The following is a 26,992-nucleotide window of genomic DNA, read 5'->3' on the forward strand; positions in this document are numbered from 1 at the left end:
CTGACAAATAATTATTTGTCAGCTTTTTTTAGTGTAATTGCATTTCTTGTATGACTAATATGTTCATAAAATAGTAGTTTATCCCGGCTAAATACATGTAGTAAAACATGAATAATAAATAGGCCGTTAATGATGAATAGGAATAACAATGTAACGAGTAATATTAGAGGCTCTGTGTGATTTAAAATAGAGCTACTAGAAAGAATATAATTGATTCCACCTAACGCAAAATAAAATATACCGTAGCGAATAAATAGTTCTTTTAATGTAATACGATTTGATTTTCCTTTCACGTGAATGCGAAGCAATGCTTTCCCAATTGTTTTTCCGTTAGTAAAGTATGGAATAATAATAAAGTAAATAAGGATTGAACACGTAATGAAAATGAGTTCATACATATTGGTGTAAGATTGCATATTAGAAACGAAGAAAGAATTTCCTTTGTTTTTAACGACAGGTACGACGATAGATAAGAAAATCCAATCAATTTGCATCGCGATAAGGCGACGAATGAATCCGACTGGTTTCGTTTCCAAATCAATATGACTATCTAACTCGTTTGTCTTCGGAAGGAAGTACGTAAATATTGGTGCAATGATAAAACCAATTACGCCACCTAATGTATTTAAAAATAAATCATCGATATCAAATAATCGGTATGCACAATTGTATATACCGTATAATCCAGTCACTTGTGTTAGCTCGAAAAATAGTGAAAGGAAAAAGGAAATGCAAATTGTTTGTAAGAAACTACGTCGGAAATAATAACGTAAGTAAATACCGAATGGAACAGTTAATAGAACGTTAAAGGCAACTTGTAAAAACGCAGACTCTTTTAATAAGTAGAAATAAGTAGCTGGTTTCGTTAAAACTGCCGATGTATGACTACTAATCTCTTGTATGAAATAAAATGGTGCGAGTTGCATGTGTTGTGTATTAGCCGGTTGTAGGCTACAAGTATCAAACGTTTGTGGCAACGGCAAAATAACAAGAAAATAGGCATTTAATAAGTAAAGTAATAATGAGTATAAAATAAATGAGCGCCATTTATTTAAATAACCGTATTTTCGATAATTAAATATTAAAAAAGGGATTAAAAGAAACATTGCTAAAAAAGGAAATAAAATAAATGCTGTTTTCACTGGAAATAAATATGCAGTCAAAGTAAAACTCCTTTCAATAAAAATTCGTTTATCATTATAGCGCTAAAAATATTTAAATACAAAGTTAAAACCTTTCTAAATAGAAAAAATTACTAATTTGATAGGGATTAAGTTATAATAAATTTAATATAAGGATATTGTGATTATATAAGTTGAGAGAGGGTACAAGAGATGCGATATGAACTTTTTTCTGTAAGTGGGGATCATATTACGACTTTTGAAAGTGCATGGCGTTTTCAGGAGGGAGAACAGATTTTTGTTCATGATGATCAAACAAAACGAAACTTTATTATTATTCGGCTGACGCATGATGTATTTCAACAAAATAAACATGTTATTCGTTTGTATTGTCAAGAGAAGAAAGTGTATGCATAAGAGAAGCCCTCTTACAGTATGAAAAGTAAGAGGGTCCTTATCTCGTTATTTGTGAACAGCCCAATTGATGAGGGCTGATTAATTTAACTTTATCATTTTGGCCCTCGTAAGGAATAAAAAGAGAAGGATTAATGCACATAGGTAGCATTTGATTTGGAAGAAAGGATATAGCCTTGTATTTTGTGCTTCAAAGTTTCATTGCCTTCTTTTTGAGAAAGCCATGTATGGTAATCTTGTTGTGTTTTCCATAACATACGAATCATATACTCTGCCTTATCATTTGTACGATGAACAGGTGAAAACTCTATGTTAATACAACCGTTCGTTCCGGGGGAAGGATAATATTGTTTAAGCCCATAAAGTAGCTCATTTTCATATTCGTACTTAATGTGAATGAGTTTAGTAACTATAAACATATAAACACCTCTTTTACGATAATAGTAGGAAAGATAGAATTACTGTAATAGTGAATTCGATAAATATTATACTATTCTGAAAATTATAAGTAAATAATAGGTTTTAACTTAATAAAGGTATAAAAAAGCGAGTCATTCTATTACACTAGATGACTCGCTTTTAATTTGTAAGTTTTACTTTATAAGAAAATAAGAGTAAGTACACCTACGATAATACAATAGAAAGAGAAATATTTTAAATTTCCTTTTGCCATAATGTTCATAAACCATTTTAGTGAAATATACGTCATGATAAATGTTGCGATGAATGCAACGACATATGGTACGAATAATGTGTCTAGATTTGGGTCATTTGCAATGTCTGTAATGCTTAACAATAAGCCACCTAAGCTAACAGGAATGTATAGTAAGAATGAGAAGCGAAGAGCTGTTTCTTGCTTCATACCAAGTAACATTGCTGCTACGATTGTGGCACCAGATCGGCTTATTCCGGGAATCAGTGCGCAAGCTTGTGCTAATCCGACGATGATTGCATCTTTCATAGAAAGGTCGCCATCATTTTTACGACCGCGTAAATTTCTAATAATCCAAAGGCCGACAGCAGTAATAAGAAGGGAAACCCCAACCATCTTCACACCTTTTAAGTACTGATCGATGTAATCTTTAAATAAAACACCAATAACACCTGCTGGAATGGTTGCAATAACAAGATAAATAATAAAGAAGAAATCTGATTTTGCGTCTTCTGCTCTTGTAAATATATAAGAGAGACCATTCTTTGTTAGACGAATTAAATCATTTCTATAAATAAGTAATACAGCTAATAATGAAGCTGAATTAACAAGTAGTTCGAAGCTAAACCCTTCTATTTTTAGTCCTAGCAAATGTTGTGCTAAAACGAGATGACCACTTGAAGAAATCGGAATTGGTTCTGTTAATCCTTGGAACAGACCGAGAATTAAATATTTTAAAACGTAGTAAAATTGTTCCATAATAACCTCCTTGTTTATTAGTTGAAAGAAACAACTTTTCCATTATAACAAAGATATGGATGAATATTGAAAAGAAATAAATATTCGAAATAAAATAAAAATCCCTTATAGCAGTATAAGGGATTTTTATTTTTAATTAAGAAGTCACTGTTCCTTGAAGACTTTTAGACAATTGAACATCGACTTTTTCAGCATCATGAATATGATTCATAATAGTAGTATTTAATTTTTGGAACATTTGTTGTGTGTTAGCAAATTCTCGTAATATGTCATCATTACAAGACTTTTGGTTTTCGATAGCCTTAATAACATTTGTAGCACCATTTTGTAACGTTTGAATCATAACTAAAATATTTTCAATTCTAGCATTTGTATCGGCGCTCATTTCTACACCTTCATCGACTAAATGTAAATTATCTTTTGTGTTATCATATGCTTTTTCAATTTCTTCTTGAATTTTTTTCGTTAAGTTGCCGATGTTTTTTGTACTTTCTGCTGTACTTTCCGCTAGTTTTCTTACTTCATTGGCAACGACAGCGAATCCTTTACCGTGCTCTCCAGCACGCGCGGCTTCAATACTCGCATTTAATGCAAGTAAATTTGTTTGTGCTGCAATGTTTTGAATGACTTCTACAATTTGCTCGATTTCCTTTGAGCGTTCGCTTAGATGATTCATACTATTAGACGTGCGTTGAGATTGTTCACCTAATTTATTAATTACAATAAGTAAGCGGTGAACGGATTCTTTTCCTTCATTAGAGCAGTCAATAATTTCTGCAATAGACTGAATTAAGCTTTGTTCCTTTTGTAACATTTCATTATTTAACTCATTGGAATGTGTCGTACGTGTTGAAACATTTTCGAAACATGAACTTAACTGTTGAACTAAATTTTGAAGTGTATTGTGTTGGTTATTTACAAGTTGATGCTCTTGTACAACGCTTTGTACACGATCGTGGATAGTAGAAATAGTCTCTTGCTTTTCAATATCTTTTTGTTTTAATTCTGCTTCTAATTCTTGTATACGCTCTTCTAATTGAGCAATTGTATGTTGGAGTGATTTTTTTTGAGTAAACATGTATTTATTTCAACCGCCTTCGAAAGTTATATTTTCTCTATATTTGGATTTTAGCATCTTTTGTATTTTTTAAATATAGGAATTGTTAAATATTTAAGAATCTATTACATTTTATTCATAATTCTCTTTTTTTCGTCACGAAAAATAAACTGTATTTAATCGTTTTGTAAACAAACTGTAAAATAAATCATGTATAACTGTATAAGAAGGGAGTCGGATTATGAACTATTTTAAGCGAATCAGCTGTCTAGTATTAGCAGGAATTATCGGTCTTTCTAGTACAGTCGCTGTTAAAGCAGAGTCAAACGACGAGAAACTTAACAACATGCAACAGCAATTGCAACAAAACGATGCAGAAATGCAAAAGAAAGAGCAAGAGAAGCAAGCTGTTAGTAAAGAAATTAAAGGTATTGAAAACGAACTACATAATTTAAATAATACAATTGCAAAAAATAAAGAGGATCAAGCTGCTATTCAACGTAAAATCGATGAAACACATAAGCAGATTGAGCAAAAAAAGCAAGAAATTGTCGTTTTGGAGGATAAAGTCCTTGCTCGTAAAGATATTATGAGAAAACGTATGGTTTCTGTTCAAAACAGTTCAAATACAAGTTTAGTAGTAGAAGTTGTAGTAGAGTCAAAAAACTTTGCAGACTTCTTACAACGTATGAACGCAGTTTCTACTATTCTAGAAGCTGATAAAGAAATTTTACGTCTACAAGAACAAGATCTTCGTCAAATTGAAGAGGACAAGAAAACAATTGACGAAAAAGAAGCATCTTTAGTAGTAGACAAACAAAAATTAGCAAAAGCGCAAGCTGAACTGCAAGATAACTTGAAAAAACGTCAAGATAACTTACAAACAGTTCAAGCTAAATATAATGAAGTTGCAAGTCAACTTAATTTAGCAGCGGAAGAAAAAGCTAAAATTGAATCAAATATGAAGACAGTACAAGAAACGATTGCTCGTGAGCAAGAAGCAGCAAGAATCGCAGCGGAAGAGCGTGCAAAAGCAGAAGCGGCTGCAAAAGCAGAGCAAGAAGCTTTAGCGAAAGCACAAGCAGAAATTGCTGAAAAGCAAAAGCAGGAAAAAGCTAGTAAACCAGCTGAACCTGTAGCAAAAAATACAGAAACACAGTCTAAGCCTGATACGAAACCAACTCAAGGTGGAAAAGAATTTTACGTAACAGCAACCGCTTATACAGCTGATCCATCTGAAAATGGCTATAAACCGGGTGAAACTGTAAAATCTAAGTTAGGACATAATTTAACTGCAAATCCAAACATGAAATTAATTGCTGTAGATCCATCTGTTATCCCATTAGGTTCTACTGTATATGTAGAAGGATATGGAACAGCAATTGCTGGAGATACTGGTAGTGCAATAAAAGGGCATATCATTGATTTATTAATGCCAAATTCAGCTCAAGCTAATGACTGGGGTAGAAGAACAGTTAAAGTTAAAATTTTAAATTAATATGTAATCCAACTTTACAATACGTAGAGTTGGATTTTTTTATAATAATAATGTTAAGTTGAGTTTACATTTTGTTAAGGATAGCATACAATAATGGTGAGAGGTGGTAAATTTGACCATTTTAAACAGAGTAAAAGAATTAAGAGCTCGTTTTAACTTTACGCAAAGCGTATTAGCAGAAAAGGTTGGAGTAACGAGACAAACAATTGCAGCAATTGAAAAAGGGGATTACGTTCCTTCGTTGTTATTGGCACTTACGATTTGTGATGTGTTTCAGTTAAAGATGGAAGATGTGTTTGTTTTAAATAAGGAGGGGGAAAAGGATGAATAGAATTGTTTTTTCTTATATTATAAATGTACTCTATACTGCACTAGCATGTTGGACATTTGTTGAATTTTATAGTGTTATTACAGAGTTAGCAGATATAATTAAAAACGAGAAATTCCCGTTTGAAGTATGGTTTAATGGAGTACCATTCATTTTATTATTTATTGGAGCAATTATAGTTACAATTTTTTATAGAATTCAAAAGAAAAAATATAAGAATTTATCTTTTTGGATGTATCCATTATTATTTCCACTAGAAGATGAACGTGAAAAAGCGATTACGGATAAAGCTTGTAGAACAACATTTGTATCGTTATGGTTTGTCTTACCTTGTGCAGTTGGATTTTTAACTTTTTCACCTATTATTAATGAATATCTTCCTGGATACCCATTATATATTCTATTTTCTATTTTCTTTATTCAAATGACAGTATTTCACGTATCACTATACAGAAATAAATTAGCTTAAAAAGAAACCTTCTTGCACCGGCAAGAAGGTTTCTTTTCAGCTAATACTTGTACATATAGCGATATTATTTTATCATTTTATATAGAGTAAGATTTTGTAAGGGAAAGGAACAGTGTATGAATAAGCAAAGAATTTATAGTATAGTAGCAATTCTGCTATTTGTTGTAGGTGGCGTGTTAATTGGAAAGCCATTTTATGATGGATATCAGGCTGAAAAGAAACAGACTGAAAATGTGCAGGCTGTTCAAAAGATGGATTATGAAAAGCATGAGACGGAATTTGTAGATGCTTCCAAAATTAATCAACCAGACTTGGCGGAAGTAGCGAATGCATCATTAGATAAGAAACAAGTAATTGGTCGTATTTCGATTCCAAGTGTTTCAGTAGAACTGCCTGTTTTAAAAGCTTCTACTGAAAAAAACTTATTATCAGGTGCAGCGACAGTAAAAGAGAATCAAGTTATGGGAAAAGGAAATTACGCATTAGCAGGACATAATATGTCTAAAAAAGGTGTTTTATTTAGTGATATAGCTTCTTTGAAAAAAGGCGATAAAATTTATTTGTATGACAATGAAAATGAATATGAGTATGCGGTTACTGGTGTATCTGAAGTGACTCCTGATAAGTGGGAAGTTGTAGAGGATCATGGGAAAGATGAGATAACGCTTATTACATGTGTATCTGTAAAGGACAATTCTAAGCGTTATGTTGTTGCTGGTGATTTAGTAGGAACGAAGGCGAAGAAGTAAAAAAGAAGGGGAACTCTTTAAAGAGTTCCCCTTCTTTTTTACTAATGTTGAGAAATAATAGAATATTTCGGTTTGTATTTAATTATTCTTCTATTTATGTATAATAAAGTTAGAATTCTATATTTTGGGAGGAACAAGAGTGAGACAACAGGTGAAGAAACTTCTTTTAACAACGAGTATAGCGTTATTGGTAGCTCCAATTTCAGCTTATGCGCATCCAGGGCGTACAGATGCTAATGGCGGACATACGTGTCGTACAAATTGTGAGAAGTGGGGATTACAGTACGGGGAATATCATTATCACAATAAACCAGCTTCTAGTAGTGGCGCAACGAGCCCAGCTCCTAGTCAGAATAATAATAGTGCTGTAGAAGCTGAGAGACAAGCAGAAGCACAGCGCAATACTGAGGCTGAAAAACAACGTGCTGCAGAAGCACAGCGTAAAGCTGAAGAAGAGAAACAACGTGTAGCCGAGGAACAAAGAAAAGCTGAAGAGGCACGTAAGCAAGAGGAAGCGCAGCGCCAAGCTGATATGGAAAAAGGTCAACTTGAAGGTCAAAAGAATGGAGAAACTGATTTTAAAGCAGGAAAAAATGATGCAGAAGTGCATGTAGCTGGAAAATCTGATGCATATAAACAAGCGTTTAAAGCGACTTATGCAGCCGCATGGTCTTTAGAAGAGCAGAAGAAAACGCATTTTGAAAAAGGAAAAGAACAAGGTTTAGCACAAGAGACGATGGACGATAGTCAAGTTGCTCCAGAGTTTAAGGTAAACTTTGCAGACGGGTTCAAAGTAGGGAATAAAGAAAGAACCGAAAAAATTGAAAAAGAGCAAGCTGAATTAGGGGAAAAGACAGGGAAAGAACTAGCTGAAAAGAATCCTGAAAATAGAGAGAAAGAAGTATACGTGAAGGCATATGAAACAGCGTATGAAAAAGGCTATAAGTCTACAAAAAAGGCAGTAGAAAAGGCTGGCTATAAGTATGCATTTGAAAACTATGATTTAAAAGTTCCTGCTAAGTATGAACGAAATGAATTGTTAAAGAAGTGGTTTACTGAAGGATTTAAATCGAATAAAAAAGCAGCGGAAATTCGAGAAGAAGGGTATAAAAAAGGAGACAGCTGGTTCTCATTCTTCTATAAGAGTTTCGTACCAAGTGAATATAAAGAACATAAAGAGCTGTACGAACAAGCAATAGAAAAAGGTAAAACAGCATAAAAAAGATGAGGAGAAATTCCTCATCTTTTTTAATCCATCCATTTCACTAATTTCTTAGAAATTAATAATAAAACACAGCCTAATACAATTGCCACAGCGCCAATAACTGTGAATACTTCAGCGTATCCAAGTGAAGTTGTGAAGCTTGCAAGTTGTCCGCCTAAAATGTTGGCGATACCTGAACTTGCTAGCCATACACCCATTAATAAAGATGCTAATTTTACCGGAGCAAGCGAACTAACCATTGATAGTCCGACAGGTGATAAGAATAGCTCACCTAACGTATGGAAAAGATACGTAAAGACGATAAACAGTAAGTTTGCTTTTTCTGTAATGTTATGTTCATCACTACCTGTTTTTAATGTAGCGATAACGAGAATGATATAACCGATACCGAGTAAGATCATACCAAGTCCCATTTTAGTTGGGATTTTTAAATCACCCTGCTTGCGAGTTGCAAGTTTTGCCCATAATGCAGAAATGACTGGAGCAAGTAAAATAATAAATAATGGATTGACCGATTGGAACCAAGATGTTGGAACTTCCCATCCGAACACAGAGCGGTCTACAAATTTGTTTGTATATAATGTTAATGAGCTACCAGCTTGTTCAAAGCCAGCCCAGAAGAAGACAACGAAGCATGTTAAAATGACAATAACTGCGGTACGTTGTTTTTCTTTTTTGGTTAACGGTGTATCTCCTACTGATGGTTGTCCAGCAGCTGTTTGTAAATCGCGAGTTGGTTTTTTACCGATATTACCAAGGAAGCGATTTGATAGTGTTGTAAATAAAATTTGTCCAATGATCATTCCGATTGAAGCGGCTAAGAAACCGTAACGGAATCCGTAATGTACAACGCCATCAACTGTTGTTTTGAATAAATTTTCTGATAAAAATCCGCAAACGAGTGGAGCTAAAAATGACCCGACGTTAATACCCATATAGAAAATGGTAAATGCACTATCACGTTTTGGATCGTTCTCTTCGTATAATTCTCCAACCAGTGTAGAGATGTTCGGTTTGAAGAATCCGTTACCTATAATAATAAGCGCTAATCCGAGGTATAGACCTAATTGGTTTTGCAAGGCAAATAGTGTAAGGTTACCGATTGCCATTGTTATACCACCAATTGTGATTGCTTTTCGTCTACCTAGAAAACGGTCTGTTAAGTATCCACCAATCATTGGTGTGAAATAACAGGCTCCAGTATAAAATCCGTAAATAGAGAGTGCCCATGCGGGACTAAACCCAAGACCACCGCTTACTAAAGCTGTCGTTAAATATAATGTTAATAATCCTCGTAATCCATAGTAACTAAATCTTTCCCACATTTCTGTAAAGAAGAGTAAGTATAAACCTGGAGGATGTTTCTTTTTTCTTTGTTGTTCTCTTTCTAGTTGTATCGCTGATTCCATGTTATTTTCCTCCTGACACAAACAAAAACAAAGTTAATAATTTTGTACATTTAATATTTTACCTTATTAACTATTATAAGTCAATAAAGGTTGATTTTTCAGAAGAAATTGGAAAAGAGGAATAGCTATAGAATGGGTGTTTCTTTTGTGATAGACTATGGACTATGTTTTCTTTGTAAGGAAGCGGGTTATTGTACTTTTTTATATGTGAAATTGATTTCATAAAAGATGAAATTAAAGAAGGAGAAAGAAATGAAATTGTTACAGAAAAAAGAAATTTTACTTATTAGCCTTATGTTATTCTCTATGTTCTTTGGAGCAGGGAATCTTATATTTCCACCTTTCCTTGGGTATGAAGCAGGAGAACATGTTTGGATTTCATTAGTAGGGTTTATTATATCAGCAACAGGTCTTCCTATATTAGGTGTTATCTCTATTGCAAAAGCAGGAAGTTTTCAAACGTTAGCGGGTAGGGTTCATTCTTCATTTGCAATTATTTTTCCATGTATCGTGTATGTATTTATTGGACCTGGGCTTGGTATACCACGTGCGGGAAGTTTAGCTTTTGAAATGGGGCCAGGTCAGTTATTCCCTGAAGCAGGAAGCGGACTATTGTTGTTTTACACAGTTATTTTCTTTAGTATTGTTTACTGGTTAAGTTTATCTCCATCTAAATTAATGGGATTGTTTGGAAAAGTATTGACGCCGTTATTATTATGTATGATTGCACTTATTTTTATAAAGAGTATGTTTACACCGGTAGGAAATATGAAAGAACCAATAGGGAACTATGGACAAGCTCCTATGTTTCAAGGGTTTTTAGATGGATATTTAACAATGGATGCGTTAGCTGCTTTAATCTTTGGAATTGTTATTGCAAATGCATTACGTGCAAAAGATATTGAAGATGATAAAAGTTTAGCGAAATATATGAGTATTGCTGGCATTGTGGCAGGATTATTATTATCGATTATTTATGTCATCCTTGGATATGTGGGGGCAATTAGTGGCTCATTAGGAACATTCGATAACGGTGCGAAAGTGTTAGCGCAAGTTATGACTACATTATTTGGGCAGGGCGGAGTCGTTTTATTAGGTCTTATTTTTACTATCGCATGTTTATGTGTTTCAATTGGACTTGTTACGTCTTGTAGTCAATTTTTTGCGAGTGCATTTCCGAAAGTATCTTATAAAGTGTGGGCATTTATAGTAAGCGTTGTTAGTATGATCTTAGCTAATTTAGGATTAACGCAAATTTTAAAAGTATCAGTTCCAATTCTTGGATTTATTTATCCAATTGCATTAACTCTTATTATTCTAGGGTTATTCCATAAGTATATTGGAAAGTATGCATACGTATATGCAGTAACTGTTTTGGTTGTAGCGATATTTAGTGCAATTGATATTTTAAATAAAAATGTAATGATGAATCAGTGGACGTCAGCATTAAAATACATTCCGTTTTATACAGAAGGTGTTGGGTGGATTGTTCCAGCTATTGTAGGCATGTGTCTTGGTTTCATCGTTAGCATTGTTTTAAATAAGAATAACTGAGTAAAAAGGTGTTTTCCGATTTTGGAAGACGCCTTTCTTTTTTGGAAAAAATACTATTGAAAATGAATAGACTAAGAGTATGATAAAGATAATTGGTAATATATAGGTTTAATGAGAGTTACAAATGAGGGGGGAGCGTATGAAGAAGGATTTGGATAAGAAAATAGAAGCACTCGAAACGGCAATTGAAACAATTCAAGAAGCACTTGCTGAATTAAAAGTGAAGCAAAGGGAAATAGAAGTAGAAAACGCTCAGCAACATGTTAGTAAGAACAAGAAAGAATATATTGAAACGGTAATGGAGGAAAAGCCAAAAGAAGAAATAGTTAAGATAAAAGAGCCTTTGCAAGAACGTGAGGTAAAACAAGTAGATATATCTGCTTTTAAACCAGAGCCATTTAATATTATTAAGTTTTGTCAAACATGGTTACCGCGTGTATTTGTCGGTATTATGTTGCTTGGAGTGATCTGGTTATTTAAAGCAGGGGTAGATGCTGGCTTATTAACACCAGCGATACGAATTGTGTTTGGTATCGTATTATCTATCGGATTGTATTATATAGGAGATATTCAAATTAAAAGAGAGCGGCAGGCGTTAGGGTTAGTATTAGCTGGAGGAAGTATTACCGGGATTGTTCTAACAACGTTTGCAGCACATTATTTATATGGATTTATTCCGGCAAGTGTCGCGTTTCTCTGTAATATTGCATGGGTTATTTTAGGTATTTATTTAGCGAAAAGATATCAATCGGAATATCTCACTATTTTCGTAGCGGTCGGAGCGTTCTTCGTACCATTCTTGTTAAATAGTACGACTCCTAATCCTTATATTTTCTTTGGATATGAGACAGTATTAACACTTAGTTTATTATGGTATGCGTTGAAAAATCGTTATAAATACTTATATATGATTTCTTACGCTGTTGCTGCCATTGTCCTTTTCGTTTTCTTTGCTGTTATGTCAATGTTAGTAGAGAACTTGCAAATACAGTTAACGATTGTATATGGTTTGATTCATTTACTATTATTTTGGCATATGTTTACGGAGAGAAGTTTTATACTAGAACCACGTTTGGCGATATTTAGTGCAAATGCAGTGTTCTTTATACTAGCTATTTCAAAAATACCTGATTTTACAACATGGGGATTAATTATTAGTGCAATCGTGCATGCCGCTATGTTCGTATTTGAATATAGGAAAAATAGACATTCTACATTTACAAATCTCTTATTTGGTTTCGCAATGGGAGCATTTAGTTTAGCAATTTTATATGAGTATAGTTTAGTGAATGCAGCGATTGTACTATTATTACAAGGTTTCCTCGGCATGGTCACTTCTATTAAAGTAAAACAACAGATAAAATTGTATGTTAGTGCGACGGTTTACGCAATTGGAATGATACAGACTATTTTTAGCCCGTTTGATCAATTTATTTCGGCAGGCTTTGTTGCTCATCTTATTTTAATAGGAACGTTCTATTATTGCATGAGAGAAGCGAAAGAAGTATTAGCGAGCTTCGGCAAATATATGTATTCTATAGTGCTCTATTGGTTTATGATAATTGTATTTATTACAATTACGAGAATCGGTGAAGTTTTATCTACAGATGGAAGCGTAATTAGTGTATCAGTATCGTTATTATGGATGGTATATGCATTATTTGCGGTTTGGTTTGGAAGAAATAGAAATATGAATGAAATATTATATGCTGGTTTAGTCGTTTTAGTCGTAACGGTAGGGAAGTTATTCTTACTTGACTTACCAGAGGTATCGATGATGATTAGGGCAGTGTTATTCCTAATCGTCGGTAGTATAGGTATCGTTATTTCAAGAATGTTTTTCTCGAAGGAAGAGAAGTGAGAAGAAGGCAATCCATGTATGGATTGCCTTTTTTATTATTTCTTATTAATTGTTACAGTTTCATTATATTTCGTTGTTGTATTTTGGCGTAGACGAAGCGTTGCTTGTCCAATTGTATTTGAATCAATCTGTACATTTACAACTTTCTCAGCAGAGCCTAAGCTGTTTGTTGTGAAAGAAAATGCACTGCTATATCCAAAAGTAGATGGCCAAGTGCCGTTTGCATTTTGTACTTTAGCCACTTGTGTTCCTCCAGTAGTGAAGATACCTAAAGAATAGTTGTTATAAGTTGTATTAGGTAGTAAGTTGTTTACTTGAATCTTCATTTGGAAAATTTCATTGTTTGGTAGAATGCTAGGGTGTGTAACGACGTAGTCGCTTGTTGTTACCGCACCATTATAACCGTATGAACCTGGTTTGAAAGTATTTGTATTAAACCATTGATAACCTGCATTTGGTGCACCCCAAGGTTCAGGTTGTGGTTCTGTTGATAAGCTTGGCTGTTCAAATGTCTGTAGAGCTGTAGGTGAATCAAGTTGTAAACCATTTACTTGATCTAAACTTGTAAATGTCTCTTTATTTGATAACCAATTTACGATGTTTTCTAATAAGATAGCATCGTTTTCTTCTTTATAACCATCGTAAGTTTTCTTTGTTTGGCCAGAATCTTCACGAACGTACTTTGGCGTAGCATCTTCAACAGGAGAAGAGTCACCAATAAAGGCAGCTTTTCCAAGTCCTACTTTTGCAATTGCAGCATATGGGCCTTCTGCAATACCACCGCCATTATAAACGCCACTATCAACAGCGTTATTCCATTTTGATGGATTTTCTGGAAGGTAAACAAGTCCTTTTGCTAGTTTTGGGTTTGTAATTGCTAGAGTAGAACCAGCATGCATTGCTACAGACGAAACACCTTTTGTAATTCCGAAAGATTGTTCAGGTGATACAATTGTTTTCGCTGAAACATCACCAAGTGCATTGTAGCGGAAGCGAATACCGAAGTTGTCAGAGAGCCAATCAGAGCTTTCTACTCCTTGCATAGCTTGTGAATTTGCTTCTTCATTAGACATTCCTTTTGCTGGATTATCCCAAGCACCGCGTCTATATCCATTAAATACTTCAGAAGAGTCCCAGCGATTTTTATTACGATCTGCATTGTAATGATCAGCAATAAAGAAGATACTACCACCATTTTTTACATATTGTAACATAGCATCCTGCTCAGATTTTTTGTAAGGAATATTAGCTTCTGGAACGATAAATACATTGTAATCTTTTAAATCTTCGTACGTAATAGGTGTTGATTTACGAAGTTCCTTTACGTGATATCCGTTTTTTGCAATGCCGTTTCCGAAGTCAGAAAAGCCGCCGTCAATAACCCAGTCAGCTGTCCCAGCAGTTTGACCGTGTGTATTATCAAATAATACTTTCTTCCCATTGTTTTGATTTACAACTTTTGCAGCGATTTCAGGAGCTGGGTCTACAGAGCTTTCGGCATAAGTAGACGGTATGAACGAGGTCCCTATACTTAGTGTAATTGCTGTTGCTAAAGAAAATGTAATCCATTTTTTATTCTTCATAGAAGAATCCCCCTAATAATAAATATATGTGCTTTAATAATGTAATTTATTTTTCTGTAAAAATAAAGACGGAAAACATAAAAAATATTAAAAAATTGTAAAAATACCGTGAATTTTGTTGAGAAATATTTATATAGATATAAAAACATCCCTTCCAAGTAATAAGGAAGGGATGTTTTGCTTAACTAATTTTTGAGTTAGGTGTTTCATCAATCTTATGAAACCCTTTCATGTAATATACGATTGCTAAGCCGATAAGCCAAATTGGGCCGACAATCAATGCAATTCGTGTATCTTCTGAATACGCCATTATACATAAGACTAGTGCAAGGAAGGCAAGTGAGAAATATGAGCTTAATGGGTATAAAGGCATTTTATATGATAACTTTTGTTTATTTTGAGTAGGCAAGCTTTTACGGAATTTAATTTGAGCGACTAATATAATGCCCCAAGTCCAAATTGCACCAAAAGTTGAAATGCTAGTAAGCCATGTAAATACCTTTGCAGGTACGAGATAGTTTAATATAACACCAATGAGTAAAACGATAGCAGTTGCTACAATTCCTTGGCTTGGAATACCGTTTTTATTTAAACGACCAAATCTTTCAGGAGCTTTTTTCTGCTGAGCTAATGTATATAGCATACGGCCTGTACTAAATAAACCACCGTTACAAGAAGAAAGAGCTGCTGTTAATACGACAAAGTTAATAATACCTGCTGCTTTTGCGATACCAATTTGCTGGAATGTTAATACGAATGGACTGCCTTTCTCACCAAGTTCGTTCCATGGATAAATTGCCATCATAACGAATAATGCCCCAACGTAAAAGAGTAGAATTCTCCAAAATACGTTATCAATTGCCTTTGCGAGTGTTTTCTTCGGATTTTGAGCCTCACCAGCTGTAACACCGATTAATTCAACGCCTAAATAAGCGAATAGTACCATCTGCATGGAGAGTAGTAACCCAGAAAATCCATTTGGGAACCAGCCACCATGTGACCAAAGATTTGAAATACCAGTAGCGATACCACCGTTTCCGAATCCGAATAAAATAATACCAGCTCCGACTACTATCATACAGATAATTGTGACAATTTTAATGAGAGCAAACCAAAACTCAAGTTCTCCAAATACTTTTACCGATAAGAAGTTAAAAGCGCTCATTAATAATAGAGCAAGTAACGCCCAAGTCCAGCGCGGGATATCAGGGAACCAGTACTGCATGTAAATGCCAGCTGCTGTAATTTCAGCCATGCAAGTAACAACCCATAAGAACCAGTAATTCCAACCAGTAATATAACCAGCGAGTGGTCCAATATAATCATATGCATATTTACTAAAAGAACCAGCAACAGGTTGTTCAATTGCCATTTCCCCAAGCGCTCGCATAATGAAAAAAATAACGAGACCGGCAATCATATAGCCTAGCAAAATAGAAGGACCTGCTAGTTTAATGGCGGAAGCGGATCCTAAAAATAGCCCAACGCCAATAGCTGAGCCCAGTGACATTAAAGTAATATGTCGTTCTTTTAAACCACGATTTAAAGTTCCAGATTTGTTTGTGTGCTGCATAAGAAGAATCCCCCTTGTAGAGTGAACGATATTTGAATGCGTTTACTAAATATTTAACTATTTAAAATTATAAAACATTTCTATCTGTTATGCTACAAAAATAATCATAATGAACTGTACTACATCTGTACTTGTCAGACTTAAACTTAAAATTCGAACTATTAGGGAATATATTGACTCTTCTTTTTATTGATTGTTAAGATTAAGTATTATATTTTCTCACATACTAGTAAGAAAAAGAATGTGTGATAATAATTCAGGTGTAGGAAGGGTACATAAGCATGTTTCAATTACAAAAATATAACACTTCTGTGAAGCAAGAGTTTTTAGCTGGCATCACAACTTTTTTTACATTTGCGTATATTCTTGTCATCAATCCAAAAATATTATCTGATGCAGGTGTACCATTTGACCAAGCGTTTACAGCAACAATTATTGCAACCGTTGTTGGAACAGTAGGTATGGCGATTTTCGCGAATTACCCGATTGTTATTGCTCCAGCTATGGGAATGAATGCATATTTTGCTTATTCTGTTGTACAGAAGGCAGAAGGGATTACATATGTAGTTGCCTTTTCAGCTGTATTTGTAACGGGGATTATTTTTCTTTTATTATCTTTTACTTCGTTTAGGCAAAAGTTAATTTTAGCAATTCCTGATAGTTTAAAGCATGCAATTGCAGGTGGAATTGGACTATTTATTGCTTTTATTGGATTGCGCCTTTCTGGAATTATCGTGGATCATCCGTCTAATTTAGTTACGATTGGTGATTTTCATTCTCCAGCTGTTATTTTAACTTTAATTGGTTTAATATTAGCGGCGGTATTAATGACATTGCGTGTGAGCGGTGCATTATTTATTAGTATGATTGTGACAGGAATTATTGCCTTCTTTACAGGGCAATTGAAGTTTGCTGATAAAATTGTGGCGATGCCTCATTTACCAGAGGGTATCATCGTTTCAAACCCAATCAATGCCTTTTCAGATGTAATTGAATACGGATTATACGGCGTTGTATTTTCATTTTTACTTGTACTTTTATTCGATACAACAGGTGCATTACTCGGTTTAATTAAACAAGCAGGTTTAATTACAGACAATACAGAGAAGCGTTTTGGTAAAGCGTTTATTGCAGATGCAATTGGCGGGACTACAGGTTCTATCTTTGGAACAAGCCCAACAGCAGCGACGATTGAATCATCAGCAGGTATTGCTGCAGGTGGTAAAACTGGATTAACAGGGATTGTAGTTGTTGGTCTAACAATTATAACGGCATTTTTTAGTCCTGTTATTGCTTCTTTATCAAGTGTAGCCGCTATTACAGCTCCTTCATTAATTATAGTAGGTAGTTTAATGGCACAAAGCATTCGAGATATTAATTGGAATGAATTTGAAGATGCGTTACCAGCATTTTTAATTTTTATAGGTATTCCGTTAACATCTAGTATTGCAAATGGAATCGCAATTGGATTTTTAGTATATCCAGTCTTGAAAATTGTGAAGGGTAAAGGGATGGAAGTGCATCCATTACTATACTTATTTGCATTCTTATTTGGATGTCATTTATTCTTATAATATAAATATAGGAGAGGGCCTTCTTATGGGAGGCTCCCTTTTTGTGTATAATAAAGTGAAACTATGGGCAGTAGGGGATATCCTCACTGTGTATTAGCCCGCACCAATCGGGATAAGATGAAAACTTAATTGGTTTTGTAAAATATAAATTACTTAATGGAATATATATGTTACAATATAGATAGAGGAGGAACATGAATGGCTGTAAGTAAAATAAAAGTCGCGCGTGTTCAGTTAGATTTAACACAGCAACAATTAGCAGAAAAAGTAGGCGTTACAAGGCAAACGATTAGTTTAATTGAGAAGGGGAAATACAATCCATCTTTAGATTTATGTTTAAAAATTTGTTATGCAGTAGATAAAACGTTGAATGATTTATTTTGGGAGGAAAAGGAGTGGTAGGATGAAAATCGTGAAAGATGAACGTTTAATGATTGAAGGGTTAAAACATATTAGATTAGCTTTCATCTTACAAAATATCGTCATACTAGCTATCGTCTTTTACCGCTATGTCTTGCAAGGGGCAGGATATGAAAGTGTTTCGGATTTATTAATGGTATTTATGGGCGGGATAATAATTATTAACTTTTTAAATCTGAAAAATTCAGTGGAAGTGTATGAGCATACGGGCGGAGTGTCGCGTCGTTATTTTATGAAGCTATTATTCATTCCGGTGGGTATTATTATTGGGATTTTAGCTATTTGTATCGTTGTAACACCAGATATTTCGATAAAGGAAATTAGTATGACAGGACTTATTATGTTTGCTTGTTTTTTAGTTCCTAGTTTGTTTATATACATATATATGAAAAAAATAAAAAGAGAAGATTGAAATATAAGAAAGGCTTTCCCGTATTGAGGAAAGCTTTTCTTATATCTTTTTATACAAAACTTTATGAAGGCCAATTGGTTCAATTTCAAAAATTTCACCATGCTCCTGAAAGCCTAATCGCTTGTAATAGTCAGTTACAGTAATTCGGCCATTACACCATAACATATTTGCTTGACGCTCTTGTAAGATTTGTTCTGCATTCTGAATTAAGGAGCTTCCAGCGTGGTTGTTTCGAAACTCAGGTAATGTGGCCATTCCTCGTAGACGATAATGAATACCGGCTGGTAGGTCAGGGTATATTTCTTTTGAGAAGGAAGCGATACTAATTAGTTCATCGTTTATAAATGCGCCTAAGTGGAAGGTGTCTGTTTCATAATCGGAAGGATATTTACAATCTGCTAATGTTTGATTGGGGCGTAAAATTTTTTGACGTAATACGTAAGTTTCAGATCCCTCAATATTTTTCACGATAATCATATTAACATCCTTTCTTATAAGGCCTTTTCTGTTAATTGTATAAAGAAATAAGCAGGTGCGGCGAGAAGTCCGAGTATGCTAGCAGTTCCGAGAAGGAGTGAAAGTAGGAGGCAAGAATATTTTATTCCATTCGATTTTTTCCATCCGTAACTACAAATTTCAATACTAACACCGATGAGAATAATGGCAACGAGTATTTCTGCTAATAATAAAAGAGCTAAAGTTACAATAGACATAATGTGATCCATCCTCATAATATGTGATAGTAACATTTTACCATATGAAGTTAAAAAAATGCCCCTCAATTATGTGAGGGGCATTTTTTTACTCTAATATGTTTTTTAGTGTATCGATATGTTCTTTTGAACCTGTTACAAGTAATGTGTCACCGTGTTGTAGTCTTGTATCACCATGTGGTATTAATGCTTTGTTACCGCGGTAGATTTGAATGACAAGTACATCACCTAAAAACGGGAGGCGGCGAAGCGCAACGCCGTTATATTTATTGCTGCGCAGTTCAACTTCACGTACTGTTTCGTTTGCTGTTGTAATTAAGCGAACGAGACTAGGTTTATCAATAAGTGCACGTAATAAAATACGTGTAGAGTTAATTGTTGAGAATACAGCGATATGTTCTTGCGTTGCTTTTTCTTGTAGAAGTGGATCTTCTACACTTGCAATAACATGTTCAACACCTAGCTCTTTTGCATGTTCTGCCAATAATAAGTTTTGTTCATCATCGCTTGTTGCAACAACGACGCGATCTGCATCAAATGCTGTTTGTTCAGTTAATGATGCGATTGTGATGTCATCTAATTTCACGATAGGGAAGTCATGTGATTTCGCTTCTTCATCATTTATTTTGTTTTGACGCATCATATATAGCGTTACGTCATAATCTTCTCGTTTTAAATCTAGTGATAACGGAAGGGTAATTCTGCTCGCGCCAATAATAGCTACTTTTGGTTTTGGTGTTTCTACTTTTGGGAACATTTTTTTAAACAATATAGGTGCAAAAATACAAGTAATAACTGCGCTTAAAATAAGAGAGGCAGATAAACTTGGACTGATGATCTCCAGTTTTTCACCAATTTGTGCAGCCGCAATAACTAAAGAAAGTGTCGATGTTAATAAGATTGCACTTCCAAGTACGATATTACGTGGATACCATTTTCTTAAGACGAGTGATGGTAAGAGTTTCGAAATAAAGAGTCCTACAATTAAGATTGGAATCATTAGCATGCTAGAAGGTTCTTTGAAAATAGACCACACCTCTAGATTTACACCAACCATTACGAAGAAAATAGGGATGAAGAAACCATAGCCGATAGAATCAAGTTTTTCCACCATATCTTCATTTGGTGATAATAACGATACAAGTACACCTGCTAAGAAGGCACCTAAAATATTTTCTGCTCCAACAGATTCCGATAACCCAACTAAGATTAAAATGAGTGCAAAAACAGCTCGTGTATCAATTTGTACACTACCAGCTTTTAAACTATCTAAGTATGGAATGTTTTTAAAGCGTTTTGCAATAAAGTAAATGACAATACCGGCACCGAATAGAATAAGTAAGAGCCACATACTTTGACCGCTTTCGGAATTTAATCCGACGAAAACAGCGAGTAAAATCATTGTAACTAAGTCTGCGATAACAGCAACTAATAAAATGATTTGTCCGATTGCAGTTTTTCCTAGGTTGTTTTCTTTTAATGTTGGTACAACAACACCTAAAGAAATAGTTGAAATAATTAAAGTCATGAACATTGCATTATCTACAAATCCTAGCCATACGAATAGTAATGATAGGGCATAAGATAAGATGAAAATAAATAAGAAGATAATGCTTGCTACTTGAAATGTATTTGGCTCGTTTGTCGTATTTTTTTTCCCTTTTTGTTTAAAGATAGAAAAATCAATTTCTAAACCGCTTAAGAACATGAGGAAGATAAATCCTAATGTTGATAAAACTTGAAGCCATATATCTGGCTCAATAATATTAAACCCACTTTTACCTACAAAGATTCCTGCAATAATTTCTGCAACGACAACAGGAAGTGCTTTTAATTTAAAGCGTTGTAACAAAAGGGGAACGAAAAACGCGATTGCAACGACAACCATAAGTGATAGAACAGAAGTATGATGTTCCATTGCGTTCTCTCCCTTCAAATAAATATAGTACCTATTTAGCCATATAATAGGTAGAAAAGCAACGCATATGGATTCGATTTCATAAAGAAAGATTTTTCTTAACATTTGTCATAATAAGTATATTTTTCATGATTCTGTTGTTAATTCCGTAATGTGGATGTAATAGGGGAGGGGATAAAAAAAGACTGCTGAGGAATCTCAGCAGTCTTTTTCATGTACATTACATTGAGAAGAAGATCCATACAGTTAAACCAACTGTTGCAGTTGCAACGAAGAAACTGTATATCATTGTAAGAATTTGAACTCTTCCTTCTCCTTCTTTTAAATGCATGAACATAATTAATTGTAACAATGCTTGCGCAACAGCCATTATGATAATAGTTGTTAAGACTGTTGAAAGTGGCAATGTTGTGTAAAGTGCCACGTATAACGCTAGAAACGTTAATGCAAGCGATAAAATAAATCCGAAAACGTGTGACCAAGGGAATCCGCTATGCGCATGCCCGTTTGCTTGATTGTTGTTTTGAGCCATTTACGCCACCATCCCGTTCAAGTAAACTAGTGTGTAAATAAAGACCCAAACTAGATCAAGGAAATGCCAGTATAAGCTGATAATGAATACTTTACGAGCTGTAACTGGTGTTAAACCTCGTTTTAAAATTTGGATAATAACACAAGTTGCCCAAATGATACCGCCTGTTACGTGAGCTCCGTGCGTTCCAAGAAGAACGAAGAATCCAGATAAGAAAGCACTTGTTTGAATTGTTGCGCCTTCACCAATGTACATAATGAACTCTTCGATCTCAAAGAATAGGAAACCTGCACCTAAAAGTAATGTAAGGACGAACCATCCAAGCATCGCTTTTTGGTTATGCTTACGCATTTCATGAATTACGATACCACATGTGAAACTACTTGTTAAAAGTAGTAATGTTTGAATTAAAAGCGTTTTAAGTTCAAACAGTTGCGCTGGTGTTGGGCCATCTGCCGTACGACCAGCAAGGACTAGATAAGAGGCGAAAAGTGTTGCGAACAGCATAATTTCAGCCCCAAGAAAAATCCAGAATCCTAGGATATTCAATCTGCTTTGTTCGGATTGATATTCCAAAGGTAAGCTTTTATCTAAAGCCGCCATGTCATTTCACCTCTCATGCTATATGTTCTGTTTTTTTAATTTCATCAACACTGATATAGTAACCTTCATCATAATCGAATGAACGATAGATTAAGCAAGCTAAAATACCAACTCCACCGATTGCTGCAAGCCAGAACCAGCTAAATACTAATGCGAAACCTGCAAGACCGAAGAATCCAGACGCAATAATAGGCACACCAGAGTTACTTGGCATGTGAATTGGTTTGATATCTTCTGCTGCTGGTGTAACTGTTTCTCCGCGTTTTTTCATGTACCAGAAAGCATCAGCTTCTTTAATTTCAGGAAGCTTCGCGAAGTTGTAATGTTGTACAGGAGAGTGAGTTGCCCATTCAAGTGTACGACCATCCCATGGATCTCCAGTTGTGTCACGTTCACCGTGACGTGCACTCCAAATTACGTTGTAGCAAAGAAGTAGGAAGCCGATACCCATCATTACCGCACCAACAGATGCGATTTGGTTTAGCCATCCCCATCCAAGACTTTCAGAGTAAGTGTACATACGACGAGTCATACCGTCTAAACCTAAGAAGTACATTGGGAAGAAACAGATGTTGAATCCGCTCATAAAGATCCAGAATGTCCATTTACCTAGGCGTTCATTTAACATATGACCAGTCATTTTTGGATACCAGAATGTGAATCCAGCAAGCATAGCGAATACTGTACCTGCGATTAATACGTAGTGGAAGTGAGCGATTAGGAAGTAGCTGTTATGGTATTGATAATCAGCTGCTGCCATTCCAAGCATAACCCCTGTAACCCCACCGACTACGAAGTTTGGAATAAATGCCAATGACCAAAGCATTGGAACTGTAAAACGAATACGTCCTTTATACAGTGTAAACAACCAGTTAAAGATCTTAACCCCGGTTGGAATCGAAATCGCCATTGTCGAAATCGAGAAGAATGAGTTAACCGCTGGACCTGCACCCATCGTGAAGAAGTGGTGAAGCCATACGACGAAACTTAGTAAAGAAATTGCAACCATTGAGTATACCATCGCACTGTAACCGAATAGACGCTTACGTGAGAATGTACTAATGATTTCAGAGAAAATACCGAATGCCGGTAAAATAACGATATATACTTCAGGGTGACCCCATACCCAGAACAGGTTGGCCCATAACATCGGCATACCGCCGCTCGCCATCGTAAAGAAGTGAGCATCGAATAGACGGTCAAATGTCATTAATGCAAGAGCAACTGTTAATACTGGGAAAGCGAAAATAATGATAATTGTTGTAATTAAGATTGACCAAGTAAACATTGGCATTCTCATTAAAGTCATACCAGGTGTACGCATTTTTAAGATAGTAACAAGGAAGTTAATACCGGTCATTAGCGTACCGAGACCTGAAATCTGTAATGCAATTGCGTAGTAGTTATTTCCTACGCCCGAAGTAAACTCTGTACCTGCCATTGGGAAGTAAGAAGTCCACCCAGCGTCTGGAGAACCACCAATTACGAAAGCGATGTTGAATAACATTGCTCCGACAAAGAATAACCAGAAACTTAAAGCATTTAAGAACGGATATGCAACGTCACGAGCACCAATTTGTAATGGTACTACAAGGTTCATTAATCCCATAACGAATGGCATTGCCATGAAAAGAATCATTACTGTACCATGTGTTGTAAAGATCCCGTTATAGTGTTCAGCGTTTAAATAAGTTGTTTCTGGGAATGTTAATTGTGCACGGATCATTAAACCATCCATACCACCACGGAATAACATGATAACCGCAGAAATAATATACATAGCTCCGATTTTTTTATGGTCAACAGTTGTTAACCATTCGTCCCAAAGCCATTTCCATTTTTTATACTTTGTTAGTACGAAAATGATTGCTAATGTCACAAGAACGATAGAAGCGTCTGCACCGTAAATAATCGGGTCACCTGTGACAAAGAATTCATCAAGCTTCACTGTGTTCACTCCAATCTGTTGGAATAATAGCTATTATTTTTTGTTTTTGTAGTAGTTGTAATCACAATATTCAAGTGATTTTGGATCTACATAACTTAAGTGGTGACTAGAGAATGTCATACGACCAACTACACCAGGTTTAACAATTTCGTTGTACTTAGCTTCTGTTAGTTTAGGAGCAGTTTCTTGTACTTCTTTAACCCACTTGTCATATTTCTCTTTAGTTTTTGCTTCAACTTCGAACTCCATGTGTGTGAATCCTTCACCAGAGAAGTTCGCACTACGGCCTAGGTAAGAACCTGGCTTATCAGCTTGTAAATAAAGATCCATAATCATGCCATCCATTGTGTACTTCATACCACCAAGTTCTGGTACCCAGAAAGCATTCATTGGGCCGACAGAAGTCAGTTTGAATTGAATTGGTACACCAGCTGGGATGTTTAAATAGTTAACGGTTTCAATTTTTTCCTCTGGGTAACTGAATAACCATTTCCAGTTTGCAGATGTAACATAAATTTCAACTGGTTTAATATGTTTGGACTCTTTCGGAACCTCTTCCGAAGCATAAGTTGCTTTTACTGTTGGAATCGATAATGCGATAACGATAATAACAGGAACAAGCGTCCAAATAATTTCTAGTAATGTGTTACCGTGTTGTTCAGGTGGCTCATAGTCCATATTCTCTGGTTTTTCACGATAACGAATCAAGATGACTGTAAACAGAATGAATACAATTGCGATAATTAATGACATAAGCAAGAATGACCAAACAATTAAATCATACTGTGCTTTTGCAACAGGTCCTTGCGGATTTAATACTGCGAGTTTTTTATCACAGCCACCGAGGAACAGAAGTAATGATAACGGAAGAAGCGAAGCCAACTTCCAAAACGCTTTCTTTAGTTGCACGATTGAAAATCTCCTTTCTCCTTGGATTGAAACTATGCCAATAAAACAATATAAACCTATTAATTTATAGAAGGCAATAGTTTTTGATATATTGTTAAAAAATAGACACAAATGCACACTTTTTAAGGTGAATATCATTTGTAACTTGATTACATTGTAAACTATTTTCCAGAGAAAAACGTGATTGTGAAAATTTTAAGATAAATAAAGTTATACCAGGATATCCAAGAAATAGAAAAAAGCTATCTTATGATAAGAAAGATAGCTGAATATTTTGTATATTTAGTTTATTTCTCGTGTGACAGTTCGTGGCTGTTCAAGTGTGACAATTTTTTTATATTTAACTTGGTATAAAATGTAACAAATAATCATAAATGGAATGCCGCAATAAAGAGCAATTCTTTGATCTGGAATGAAAGCCAAACTAACAAATGTAATGAAATTGAGCGAGAACGCTACGATTGGAACGAGTGGATAGAGCGGTGTACGATATTTTAAATCATTTATGTCGCCACCATTTTTCACGAAATTTCTACGGAAGAAAAACTGTGAAGCGGCGATTGACATCCAAACTACAACGGCAGCCATTGCTGCAATAGATGTTAAAACTAGAAAGACAGTATCTGCCGCAAATACACTTGTTAGTAAGGACAGGCTAGCGAAAATTAGGCTGAAAATTAATGCATTTAGCGGTACACCTTTTTTAGTTAATTTCGTAAATGCTGGACTTGCCATTCCTTGTTTTGCCATCGCCCACAGCATACGAGAATTTGCGTATAGACCAGAGTTAGCAACGGATAATACAGCTGTAATAATAACAAAGTTCATAATGTCTGCTGCATATGGGACACCGGCTACATCAAATACAAGTACAAAGGGACTTTCGACTAGATTAGCCTCTTGCCATGGGAGTAAACCTACAACAACTGATATCGCTAAGACGAAGAAGAAGAGAGTTCGCCAAATTGTGTTTTTAATTGCTTTTGGAATTGTTTTTTCAGGATTTTCACTTTCGCCTGAAGCGATTCCAATTAATTCTGTTCCTTGGAAGGAGTAATTTACTGTAATCATCGTAAGAAGAACAGCTAATGCACCATTTGGAAATAGCCCGCCATTTTCAGTGAAATTATGAAGCATTGGAGCTGGCTTTCCATTAAAGTCTAGTAGACCGAACATAACAGCGCCGCCAAGTACGATGAAAATAACAATTGTTGCGACTTTTACACTTGCGAACCAAAACTCTGCTTCTGCATATGCTTTTGCTGATAAAGCGTTTACGAGGAAGAGTGCCGCTGCAAATGTAACGCACCAAATCCATGAAGAAACGTCTGGAAACCAGCGTTTCATTAAAATACTTACAGTTGTTAACTCTACGCCAACTGTAACAGCCCAATTTAACCAATACATCCAACCGACAACAAATCCAAAACCAGGTGAAATGAATTTGCTTGCATAACTTTGGAATGAACCTGCTTCTGGCATAGCAACGGATAATTCACCAAGACATAACATCGTTAAATACATAACAAATCCACCGACTAAAAATGCAAGAATAGCACCACCAGGTCCGGCATTATGGACAATTTGACCAGATCCCATAAATAGCCCGGTTCCGATAACACCGCCGAGTGCAATCATAAATAGGTGTCTACTTTTCATTGTTCGTTTTAAATCTGTTTGTTCAATTTGTTGATTCATATGCCCTCACCCC

General features: G+C 35.1%; 26 protein-coding genes. 11 read left to right on the forward strand and 15 right to left on the reverse strand.

Annotation, left to right across the window (positions count from 1 at the left end; all coding sequences use genetic code 11):
* Positions 1-11: 11 nt before the first annotated feature.
* On the reverse strand, positions 12-1,163 hold the full coding sequence (locus AU379_RS26775) for a VanZ family protein (protein ID WP_000128012.1): 1,152 nt from the start codon (positions 1,161-1,163) through the stop codon (positions 12-14).
* Positions 1,164-1,334: 171 nt separating this feature from the next.
* Here AU379_RS26775 and AU379_RS26780 point away from each other — a divergent pair, with 171 nt between their 5' ends.
* The gene (locus AU379_RS26780; RefSeq protein ID WP_001268332.1) at positions 1,335-1,538 is read left to right on the forward strand and encodes a hypothetical protein; all 204 of its coding nucleotides are present in this window, start codon (positions 1,335-1,337) and stop codon (positions 1,536-1,538) included.
* A 128-nt stretch (positions 1,539-1,666) separates the two neighbouring features.
* Here the strand turns inward: AU379_RS26780 and AU379_RS26785 are convergent, their stop codons facing one another.
* From AU379_RS26785 to AU379_RS26795, 3 genes are all read right to left on the reverse strand, one after another.
* A complete protein-coding gene (locus tag AU379_RS26785; protein WP_000471239.1) occupies positions 1,667-1,954 on the reverse strand; it encodes a hypothetical protein in 288 nt (95 codons plus the stop codon).
* A 179-nt stretch (positions 1,955-2,133) separates the two neighbouring features.
* A complete protein-coding gene (locus AU379_RS26790; protein WP_000434796.1) occupies positions 2,134-2,946 on the reverse strand; it encodes an undecaprenyl-diphosphate phosphatase in 813 nt (270 codons plus the stop codon).
* Positions 2,947-3,082: 136 nt separating this feature from the next.
* Positions 3,083-4,024: a methyl-accepting chemotaxis protein gene (locus AU379_RS26795; protein WP_000495033.1), complete on the reverse strand. Its 942-nt coding sequence runs from the start codon at positions 4,022-4,024 to the stop codon at positions 3,083-3,085.
* Between the two features lie 220 nt (positions 4,025-4,244).
* Here AU379_RS26795 and AU379_RS26800 point away from each other — a divergent pair, with 220 nt between their 5' ends.
* The 5 genes from AU379_RS26800 (at position 4,245) to AU379_RS26820 (ending at position 8,266) form a co-directional block, all read left to right on the forward strand.
* Positions 4,245-5,501, forward strand: a complete 1,257-nt coding sequence (locus AU379_RS26800; protein ID WP_001105785.1) for a 3D domain-containing protein — start codon at positions 4,245-4,247, stop codon at positions 5,499-5,501.
* A 112-nt stretch (positions 5,502-5,613) separates the two neighbouring features.
* The gene (locus AU379_RS26805) at positions 5,614-5,832 is read left to right on the forward strand and encodes a helix-turn-helix transcriptional regulator (protein ID WP_000154020.1); all 219 of its coding nucleotides are present in this window, start codon (positions 5,614-5,616) and stop codon (positions 5,830-5,832) included.
* Positions 5,825-6,298 carry a hypothetical protein gene (locus tag AU379_RS26810; protein WP_001080043.1) on the forward strand — a complete coding sequence of 158 codons (474 nt, stop codon included), beginning with the start codon at positions 5,825-5,827 and terminating at the stop codon, positions 6,296-6,298. The genes AU379_RS26805 and AU379_RS26810 overlap by 8 nt, the downstream gene beginning before the upstream one ends.
* Before the next feature lie 116 nt (positions 6,299-6,414).
* Positions 6,415-7,047, forward strand: coding sequence for a class A sortase (locus tag AU379_RS26815; protein ID WP_001041724.1), 633 nt, complete (start codon positions 6,415-6,417; stop codon positions 7,045-7,047).
* A gap of 139 nt (positions 7,048-7,186) precedes the next feature.
* A complete protein-coding gene (locus AU379_RS26820; protein ID WP_001249809.1) occupies positions 7,187-8,266 on the forward strand; it encodes a YHYH domain-containing protein in 1,080 nt (359 codons plus the stop codon).
* A 29-nt stretch (positions 8,267-8,295) separates the two neighbouring features.
* Here the strand turns inward: AU379_RS26820 and AU379_RS26825 are convergent, their stop codons facing one another.
* Positions 8,296-9,681: a peptide MFS transporter gene (locus AU379_RS26825; RefSeq protein ID WP_044584139.1), complete on the reverse strand. Its 1,386-nt coding sequence runs from the start codon at positions 9,679-9,681 to the stop codon at positions 8,296-8,298.
* 252 nt (positions 9,682-9,933) lie between these two features.
* Here AU379_RS26825 and brnQ point away from each other — a divergent pair, with 252 nt between their 5' ends.
* Together brnQ and AU379_RS26835 are read left to right on the forward strand one after the other, a co-directional pair.
* Entirely contained in the window at positions 9,934-11,235 is a 1,302-nt protein-coding gene (gene brnQ / locus AU379_RS26830; protein WP_061140060.1) for a branched-chain amino acid transport system II carrier protein, read from the forward strand.
* Between the two features lie 139 nt (positions 11,236-11,374).
* Positions 11,375-13,096 (forward strand): DUF2339 domain-containing protein, encoded by a 1,722-nt coding sequence (locus AU379_RS26835; protein ID WP_000710924.1) that lies wholly within the window; start codon positions 11,375-11,377, stop codon positions 13,094-13,096.
* A gap of 35 nt (positions 13,097-13,131) precedes the next feature.
* Here AU379_RS26835 and AU379_RS26840 read toward each other — a convergent pair whose 3' ends face one another.
* On the reverse strand, positions 13,132-14,679 hold the full coding sequence (locus AU379_RS26840; RefSeq protein ID WP_000791508.1) for a DNA-binding protein: 1,548 nt from the start codon (positions 14,677-14,679) through the stop codon (positions 13,132-13,134).
* 181 nt (positions 14,680-14,860) lie between these two features.
* Positions 14,861-16,252 (reverse strand): amino acid permease, encoded by a 1,392-nt coding sequence (locus tag AU379_RS26845; RefSeq protein ID WP_001164895.1) that lies wholly within the window; start codon positions 16,250-16,252, stop codon positions 14,861-14,863.
* A gap of 281 nt (positions 16,253-16,533) precedes the next feature.
* Between AU379_RS26845 and AU379_RS26850 the strand changes: the two genes are divergently transcribed.
* The 3 genes from AU379_RS26850 (at position 16,534) to AU379_RS26860 (ending at position 18,658) form a co-directional block, all read left to right on the forward strand.
* Complete coding sequence (locus AU379_RS26850) at positions 16,534-17,826, forward strand: NCS2 family permease (protein WP_000487191.1); 1,293 nt, start codon at positions 16,534-16,536, stop codon at positions 17,824-17,826.
* A 198-nt stretch (positions 17,827-18,024) separates the two neighbouring features.
* Entirely contained in the window at positions 18,025-18,228 is a 204-nt protein-coding gene (locus AU379_RS26855) for a helix-turn-helix transcriptional regulator (protein WP_000301183.1), read from the forward strand.
* A 1-nt stretch (position 18,229) separates the two neighbouring features.
* Complete coding sequence (locus AU379_RS26860) at positions 18,230-18,658, forward strand: hypothetical protein (RefSeq protein ID WP_000706629.1); 429 nt, start codon at positions 18,230-18,232, stop codon at positions 18,656-18,658.
* 39 nt (positions 18,659-18,697) lie between these two features.
* Here AU379_RS26860 and AU379_RS26865 read toward each other — a convergent pair whose 3' ends face one another.
* The 8 genes from AU379_RS26865 to AU379_RS26900 form a co-directional block, all read right to left on the reverse strand.
* Entirely contained in the window at positions 18,698-19,135 is a 438-nt protein-coding gene (locus tag AU379_RS26865) for a GNAT family N-acetyltransferase (protein WP_000587680.1), read from the reverse strand.
* Between the two features lie 14 nt (positions 19,136-19,149).
* Positions 19,150-19,407, reverse strand: a complete 258-nt coding sequence (locus tag AU379_RS26870; RefSeq protein WP_044129536.1) for a DUF4022 family protein — start codon at positions 19,405-19,407, stop codon at positions 19,150-19,152.
* A 52-nt stretch (positions 19,408-19,459) separates the two neighbouring features.
* Entirely contained in the window at positions 19,460-21,289 is a 1,830-nt protein-coding gene (locus tag AU379_RS26875) for a monovalent cation:proton antiporter family protein (protein WP_000399972.1), read from the reverse strand.
* A gap of 220 nt (positions 21,290-21,509) precedes the next feature.
* Entirely contained in the window at positions 21,510-21,821 is a 312-nt protein-coding gene (gene qoxD / locus AU379_RS26880; protein WP_000068425.1) for a cytochrome aa3 quinol oxidase subunit IV, read from the reverse strand.
* On the reverse strand, positions 21,822-22,424 hold the full coding sequence (qoxC, locus tag AU379_RS26885; protein ID WP_000729318.1) for a cytochrome aa3 quinol oxidase subunit III: 603 nt from the start codon (positions 22,422-22,424) through the stop codon (positions 21,822-21,824).
* Between the two features lie 13 nt (positions 22,425-22,437).
* The gene (gene qoxB, locus AU379_RS26890) at positions 22,438-24,372 is read right to left on the reverse strand and encodes a cytochrome aa3 quinol oxidase subunit I (RefSeq protein WP_000762367.1); all 1,935 of its coding nucleotides are present in this window, start codon (positions 24,370-24,372) and stop codon (positions 22,438-22,440) included.
* 33 nt (positions 24,373-24,405) lie between these two features.
* A complete protein-coding gene (locus AU379_RS26895; RefSeq protein WP_001176165.1) occupies positions 24,406-25,281 on the reverse strand; it encodes a cytochrome aa3 quinol oxidase subunit II in 876 nt (291 codons plus the stop codon).
* 282 nt (positions 25,282-25,563) lie between these two features.
* Entirely contained in the window at positions 25,564-26,979 is a 1,416-nt protein-coding gene (locus AU379_RS26900; protein WP_033696838.1) for an amino acid permease, read from the reverse strand.
* Positions 26,980-26,992 lie beyond the last annotated feature (13 nt).

Origin of the sequence: Bacillus sp. JH7 (assembly GCF_001563515.1) — a bacterium.
In the GTDB taxonomy this organism is placed as follows: domain Bacteria; phylum Bacillota; class Bacilli; order Bacillales; family Bacillaceae_G; genus Bacillus_A; species Bacillus_A cereus.